Origin of the sequence: Streptomyces himastatinicus ATCC 53653 (assembly GCF_000158915.1) — a bacterium.
GTDB lineage: Bacteria > Actinomycetota > Actinomycetes > Streptomycetales > Streptomycetaceae > Streptomyces > Streptomyces himastatinicus.
On the sequence record NZ_GG657754.1, the window covers coordinates 4,792,773 to 4,799,390 of the forward strand.

8 protein-coding genes are annotated in these 6,618 nt (G+C 72.1%); 5 read left to right on the forward strand and 3 right to left on the reverse strand.

Features of this window, described 5'->3' with window-relative positions; all coding sequences use genetic code 11:
* Window positions 1-2: 2 nt before the first annotated feature.
* The gene (locus SSOG_RS19985) at window positions 3-866 is read right to left on the reverse strand and encodes a hypothetical protein (protein ID WP_039938138.1); all 864 of its coding nucleotides are present in this window, start codon (window positions 864-866) and stop codon (window positions 3-5) included.
* Window positions 867-1,105: 239 nt separating this feature from the next.
* Here SSOG_RS19985 and SSOG_RS19990 point away from each other — a divergent pair, with 239 nt between their 5' ends.
* From SSOG_RS19990 to cseC, 5 genes are all read left to right on the forward strand, one after another.
* On the forward strand, window positions 1,106-2,026 hold the full coding sequence (locus SSOG_RS19990; protein ID WP_050799907.1) for an HhH-GPD family protein: 921 nt from the start codon (window positions 1,106-1,108) through the stop codon (window positions 2,024-2,026).
* A gap of 264 nt (window positions 2,027-2,290) precedes the next feature.
* Window positions 2,291-2,908: a SigE family RNA polymerase sigma factor gene (locus SSOG_RS19995; RefSeq protein WP_009716063.1), complete on the forward strand. Its 618-nt coding sequence runs from the start codon at window positions 2,291-2,293 to the stop codon at window positions 2,906-2,908.
* Window positions 2,896-3,627, forward strand: a complete 732-nt coding sequence (locus SSOG_RS20000; RefSeq protein WP_009716064.1) for a hypothetical protein — start codon at window positions 2,896-2,898, stop codon at window positions 3,625-3,627. The genes SSOG_RS19995 and SSOG_RS20000 overlap by 13 nt, the downstream gene beginning before the upstream one ends.
* 9 nt (window positions 3,628-3,636) lie before the next feature.
* The gene (gene cseB / locus SSOG_RS20005; RefSeq protein WP_009716065.1) at window positions 3,637-4,347 is read left to right on the forward strand and encodes a two-component system response regulator CseB; all 711 of its coding nucleotides are present in this window, start codon (window positions 3,637-3,639) and stop codon (window positions 4,345-4,347) included.
* Window positions 4,348-4,355: 8 nt separating this feature from the next.
* A complete protein-coding gene (gene cseC / locus SSOG_RS20010) occupies window positions 4,356-5,657 on the forward strand; it encodes a two-component system sensor histidine kinase CseC (protein ID WP_039938140.1) in 1,302 nt (433 codons plus the stop codon).
* Here the strand turns inward: cseC and SSOG_RS20015 are convergent.
* Window positions 5,654-6,100, reverse strand: coding sequence for a VOC family protein (locus SSOG_RS20015; protein WP_009716067.1), 447 nt, complete (start codon window positions 6,098-6,100; stop codon window positions 5,654-5,656). The two genes, cseC and SSOG_RS20015, sit on opposite strands and share 4 nt — an antisense overlap.
* Before the next feature lie 103 nt (window positions 6,101-6,203).
* The coding region (locus SSOG_RS20020; RefSeq protein WP_078510348.1) for a helix-turn-helix transcriptional regulator at window positions 6,204-6,618 on the reverse strand (415 nt) is incomplete at its 5' end.

The following is a 6,618-nucleotide window of genomic DNA, read 5'->3' on the forward strand; positions in this document are numbered from 1 at the left end:
CCCTAGTCCTTGGCGAGGACGAACGACACCTTGGCCGTGCCCAGGCCGTCCAGCTCCGCCTCGACCAGGTAGGTGCCGGACGCGGCGGTCTTGCTGCCGGCCGGCTTCGCGCAGTGGGCGGCGGTGCGCTCGCGGTCCCATTCCACGGTGCGCTTGGTCTCGCCGGAGGCGGGCACCTCGACCAGGGCGGCGGCGGTGCCCTCGGGGCAGTCGTTCGAGGCCCAGACGTGCTTGTTGTCCGCGTCCGTGATGGTCAGTGAGGCGGCCGCCCGGCCGAAGTCCACCGCGCAGGAGCTGTTCGAGGAGTTCTTCACGGTGATTTCGAACGTCGGCTTCTCATCCGGCTCGTACGTGTTCTTCACCTTCGCGTCCTTGACGCTGCGCACCGTCAGGTCGATGTCGCCGCGCTTGCACTCCGGCAGGCTCGACCCGACGGGCAGCCCCTGGCCGTCGCCCTCGCCGAGTCCGTCGCCGGTGCCGCCGGTGCCGCCCGTACCGCCCGAGGTGCCGTCGTCCCCCGCGCCGCCGGACCCGGTGCCCGTGCCGCCGCCCCCGGAGTCATCGGAGCCGGACCCGGAACCGGAACCCGAGCCGGGGCCCGTGCCGCCGGTGTCCGACTCGTCGCGCCCACCGGGGCGTTCGCTGTTCACCGGCCCGGAGGTGGTCGGTCCGGGCGTGATCGTACTCGCGGGTCCGCCGCCGCCCGGCCCCTTGCCCTCGTCGCTTCCGCCGCCGCCCGAACCACCCCAGCCGAAGGCCCAGATGACGAGCAGCACGATGACGGCGAGCAGGGCCAGCGCAACAGCCCTCCGCCGCCAGTAGATGGAGGAGGGAAGCGGCCCGATCGGATTGCGCAGAGATCCCACGCGGAAACTCTATGGGAGATCGGCCCCACGACCCGCCAATAACCGCCGCCGGTCTCCCTACTTTTCTCATCATCCGACCGGATCGGCCACCTGGGCGACAACAGCACGGCGGGTTCCCGGCCGCCCACCGCGCGACCTCACCTGAATTGCACCGTTTCACCCAGATCTGCCCCGGCTCGACCCGAACGCCCGCGCCCTCGGCCCCCATCGGGCGTTCCGTCGTGTCAGGATCGGATGTGATGACTGCCATTTCCGCCGCCCCGGCCGCCGCTACCCCGACCCCCGACGGTGCCGAGCTCCACCGGCCCGTCATCGACTGGTTCGACGCCCACGCCCGCGACCTCCCCTGGCGCCGCCCGGAGGCCGGAGCGTGGGGTGTGATGGTGAGCGAGTTCATGCTCCAGCAGACGCCGGTGAGCCGTGTGCTGCCGGTGTACGAGCAGTGGCTCGCCCGCTGGCCGCGCCCCGCCGACCTGGCCGCCGAGCCGCCCGGTGAGGCGGTCCGCGCCTGGGGGCGGCTCGGCTATCCGCGCCGCGCGCTGCGGCTGCACGGCGCGGCGGCGGCCATAAGGGAGCGGCACGGCGGTGACGTACCGGAGGACCATGCGCAGCTGCTCGCGCTGCCGGGGGTCGGCGAGTACACGGCGGCGGCCGTGGCCTCGTTCGCGTACGGCCAGCGCCACCCGGTGCTGGACACCAACGTCCGCCGGGTGTTCGCGCGGGCGATCGGCGGCGTCCAGTACCCGCCGAACGCCACCACCGCCGCCGAGCGCAAGCTCGCCCGCGCCCTGCTGCCGGACGAGGAGCGGACGGCGGCGCGCTGGGCGGCGGCCACGATGGAGCTGGGCGCCCTGGTCTGCACGGCCCGCACCCCCGACTGCGCGCGCTGCCCCATCGCGGCGTCCTGCGCCTGGCGCGGGGCCGGTTCGCCGGCGCACGACGGCCCGCCGCGGCGCGGCCAGACGTACGCGGGTACGGACCGTCAGGTGCGGGGCAAGCTGCTGGCGGTGTTGCGGGAGGCGGTCGCGCCGGTGCCGCAGGCGGCGCTGGACCGGGTGTGGAACGAGCCGGTGCAGCGGGCCCGGGCGCTCGACGGGCTGGTCTCCGACGGTCTCGTCGAACCGCTCGCGGGCGGCCTCTACCGGCTGCCGCTGACCTGATCCCGACCTGCTCCGAATCGCCCTTGCCACACCCCGGTTTCACGGCCTCACCAGGCTTCCTGTGACAGAGCTGTGACACTGCCAGGACCCGGTTCTGACACTCCGTCGAACCGGGTTCCGCTGTTACACAACCTATGGGTAGCTGTGCGCATCCCGACGTGCTGACGCACATGGCGCCGCAACAGCGCCTCCGTAGCGTCCTTCCCGTGCCCGCCGGACGGCAGGCATCCAACGTGGGGAAGACAGCGGGATGGAGGCTGCACGATGAACGGCAGCAGCGGCAAGGTTCTGGACTTCGAGGAGTACGTGCGCAACCGGCAGGACGCGCTGCTGCGCAGCGCCCGCCGGCTGGTTCCGGACCCGATCGAGGCACAGGACCTCCTCCAGACCGCGCTCGTGCGCACCTACGGCCGCTGGGACGGGATAGCCGACAAGTCCCTCGCCGACGCGTACCTCCGCCGCGTCATGATCAACACCCGTACCGAGTGGTGGCGCGCCCGCAAGCTGGACGAGGTGCCCACCGATCAGCTGCCGGAGGCCAGCGTCGAGGACGGCACCGAGCAGCACGCCGACCGGGCCCTGCTGATGGACATCCTCGGAGTGCTGGCTCCCAAGCAGCGCAGTGTCGTGGTGCTGCGACACTGGGAGCAGATGACGACGGAGGAGACGGCGGAGGCGCTCGGTATGTCGACCGGCACGGTCAAGAGCACGTTGCACCGGGCGCTCGCGCGGCTGCGGCAGGAGCTGGAGAGCCGCGAGCTGGATGCCCGCGCGCTCGGCCGCGAGCCGGCGGGCGAGCCCGCCGCCGCGAAGCCGCTCCGGGCGGGGAACCAGGTCCGGCGTGACCGCCAGGAGCGGGGGCAGGAACGGTGCGCGGCCTGATCAAGGCCACTCCTGGCAAAACTGCCATGATCACCGGCGGCGCGGTCGTGGGCCTCGCGGCAGCCGGGGGCTGGATGCTGGCCGGATGCAGCGCCGGCAGCCAGGGCGTGCGGACGGAGGGCCCCGCACGCACCCAGTGGACCTCGCCCTCCGCGCAGGACAAGGGCTCGTACGCGAGCGGCTCGACGACCAAGCCGCCCGCGGTGCAGAAGGCCGACGCGGTGCGGCTGATCAAGGAGGACCCGAAGGTCGGCCGGGACCTGAAGTCGCACCTCCAGCCGTGCACGGCGACGGCCGCGAAGGGACAGCCGGTCAAGGGCTACCCGGTGGAGGTGTCCCGGGGGAAGCTGACCGGACCCACCGCGTCCGATCTCGTCATCAACGTCACGAGCTGCGATGACGGCTTCGGCATCGGCTCGTATGTGTACCGCAAGGTGGGACAGCGGTACGAGAACGTCTTCACGGACGAGCAGCCGCCCGTCTACGCCGACGTCGTCAAGGGCGATCTGAGCGTCACCAAGCTCAGTTACGCCTCGGGGGACACCGTCTGCTGTCCCTCGCGCGAGGACGTCATCACCTACCGTTGGGCGGCAAGCAGGCAGGCGTTCACCGTGGTCCGGCACCGGCACACCGACTACAGCAAGAGCAGCCCCACGGACGACCCCGCCCCCAGCACCGCCGCGAAGGACGACGGCGAGGACGACGGAACGGAAGGCTGATCCGAGGCTGTGGCCGAAACCCATGTGCTCTTCGTCGAAGACGACGACGTCATCCGCGAGGCCACCCAGCTCGCCCTGGAGCGCGACGGCTTCCTGGTGACCGCCGCGCCCGACGGACTGACCGGTCTTGAGCGGTTCCGGGCCGACCGGCCCGATATCGCCCTGCTCGACGTGATGGTTCCGGGCCTGGACGGGGTCAGCCTGTGCCGCCGGATCCGCGACGAGTCCACCGTGCCCGTGATCATGCTGTCGGCCCGCGCCGACTCGATCGACGTGGTGCTGGGTCTGGAGGCCGGGGCCGACGACTACGTCACCAAGCCCTTCGACGGCGCCGTGCTGGTCGCCCGCATCCGGGCCGTGCTGCGCCGCTTCGGCCACGCCAGCGGTCCCGGCGGCCGCGGCGGCGAGCAGCCGGGACCCGAGGAACCCGAGGGCGGAGTGCTGCGCTTCGGCGACCTGGAGGTGGACCCGGAGGGCATGGAGGTCCGCAAGGGCGGTGAGCAGGTCGCGCTGACACCGACCGAGATGCGGCTGCTGCTGGAGTTCTCGGCCGCGCCCGGCACCGTGCTCTCCCGCGACCGGCTGCTGGAGCGGGTGTGGGAGTACGGCTGGGGCGGGGACACCCGCGTCGTGGACGTCCACGTCCAGCGGCTGCGCGGCAAGATAGGCCAGGACCGCATCGAGACGGTCCGCGGCTTCGGCTACAAGCTCAGGGGCTGAAGCGGGACATGGTGAGACTCGCGCTCCGCTCCGGACTGCGCTGGAAGGTCAGCCTGGCGATCGCCGCGGTGAGCGCACTGGTCGCGGTCGCACTCAGCCTCGTCGTCCACAACGCGGCCCGGGTCTCGATGCTCGACAACAGCCGCACGGTGATGGACGAGCGGGTGAAGGTCGCCCAGAAGTGGTACGAGGAGTCCCGGGTGCTGGGCTTCGGCGCCAAGCTGGACGATCCGCGACTGCCCGAGGACCTGCGGAAGTTCGCGGCGCGCGGGCAGCGCGCCACCTATCTGGAGGACTCCGGCACCGGCAGCCCCGAGGTGTGGGCGTCGGTACCGCTGCGCGACGGCAAGGTGCTGTCGGTCCACACCCGCTTCCAGGACCGCTTCGCCGTCCTGGACGACCTGGACCGGGTGCTGATCCTGGGCTCGGTCTCGGTGGTGCTGGGCGGGATCGCGCTCGGCGTGCTCATCGGCGACCAGCTCTCGCGGCGGCTGCGCAAGGCCGCCACCGCGGCCCGCAAGCTCGCCGAGGGCGACTCCGAGGTGCGGGTACGGGACGCCATCGGCGGCCGGGTGCGCGACGAGACCGACGACCTGGCGCGCGCCGTCGACGGCATGGCCGAGGCGCTCCAGGAGCGTCTCGAGGCGGAGCGCCGGGTCACCGCCGATATCGCGCACGAGCTGCGCACCCCGGTCACCGGGCTGCTCACCGCCGCCGAGCTGCTGCCCCCGGGCCGCCCCACCGAGCTGGTACGGGACCGGGCGCAGGCGATGCGCACGCTGGTCGAGGACGTATTGGAGGTGGCCCGGCTGGACGGCTTCGCCGAGCGGGCCGAACTCCAGGAGATCGACCTCGCCGAGTTCATCACCCGCCGGGTGCGGGTGGTCTCCCCGGACGCCCAGGTCACGGTGGTGTCCCGGGACGCCCATGTCTCCACCGATCCGCGCCGGCTGGAGCGCATACTCGGCAATCTGCTGGCCAACGCCGCCCGGCACGGCAAGCCGCCGTTCGAGGTCACCGTGGAGGGGCGGGTGCTGCGGGTCCGCGACCACGGGCCCGGCTTCCCGGAGTCGCTGCTGAAGGACGGGCCGAGCCGGTTCCGCACCGGCAGCAAGGACCGGGCGGGCAAGGGCCACGGGCTGGGCTTGACCATCGCCGCGGGCCAGGCACGGGTGCTGGGCGCGCGGCTGACGTTCCGTAACGCGGACCCGGCCGTGGAGGGCGAGGACGGCGCGGTGGCGGTGCTCTGGCTGCCGGAGTCGGCGCCCACCAACACCGGCAGCTTCCCCGTCATCGACGTCCCGGACTAACTGGCCCACGGCTGGTCGAGGTCCAGCTCGCCGCGCGGCTGGGTGAACGAGAACCAGTTGCCGGAGTCGTCGCGGAACAGCGCCTCGGTGCCGTACGGGCGCTCCTGCGGCTCCTGGAGGAACTCCACGCCCTTCGCCTTGAGCGCCGCGTAGTCCCCGTGGACATCGTCAGTGGTCAGCACCCCGGCGCCGAGCACACCCTTGGCGACCAGCTTCTTGATCGCCTCGGCCGACTCCGGGTCGAGCCCCGGGGTGCCGGGCACCATGAGGGTGAGCTGCACGTCCGGCTGGTCCTTGGCGCCGACGGTCAGCCAGCGCATGCCGCTGTCCCCGCCGATGCGCATGTCGGTCCTGACCTCGAAGCCGAGCTTCTCGGTGTAGAACTCCTTGGCCCGGTCCTGATCGAGGACCCAGACGGTGACGATGGACATTCCCTTGATCATTTGCCGCCTCCGCACATTTCGCCGACATCGGGGTGGATACCGGGATGGATGGAACGCTTCCGCGTCATCGCCACGGTAGGCGGCGCGGGGGCAGCCGCGCTTCTCAAGAGTTGCTGTCCTCGGGGTCGCTGTCCTCGGGCCCGTCCCCGCCGGGCGCGTCGATGCCGCCGTACCAGAGCATCGCGTAGCACCCCGGGATGAGCGCCGCGCCGCGGCCGACGTGCCGGTGCCGGTAGGCGCTCGGGGTGAGCCCGGTCTGCTTCTTGAAGCTGGCCGAGAAGGTGCCGAGGCTGCTGAATCCGACCAGCGTGCAGATCTCGGTGACCGACAGATTGGCCGAGCGCAGCAGCTCCTCGGCCCGTTCGATCCGGCGGCGGCTCAGATACTGGCCGGGGGTCGAGCCGTAGACCGCTTTGAAGGCGCGGATGAAGTGGTAGCGCGAATACCCCGCGTGCGCGGCGACCGCGTCGAGGTCGAGCGGCTCGGCCCAGTCGCGGTCCATCGCGTCCTTGGCGAGG

Coding starts and splice junctions, on each gene's coding strand:
- SSOG_RS19990 (WP_050799907.1), top strand. CDS start 1,106: ATGACTGCCATTTCCGCCGCCCCGGCCGCCGCTACCCCGACCCCCGAC.
- SSOG_RS19995 (WP_009716063.1), top strand. CDS start 2,291: ATGAACGGCAGCAGCGGCAAGGTTCTGGACTTCGAGGAGTACGTGCGC.
- cseC (WP_039938140.1), top strand. CDS start 4,356: ATGGTGAGACTCGCGCTCCGCTCCGGACTGCGCTGGAAGGTCAGCCTG.
- SSOG_RS20015 (WP_009716067.1), bottom strand. CDS start 6,100: ATGATCAAGGGAATGTCCATCGTCACCGTCTGGGTCCTCGATCAGGAC.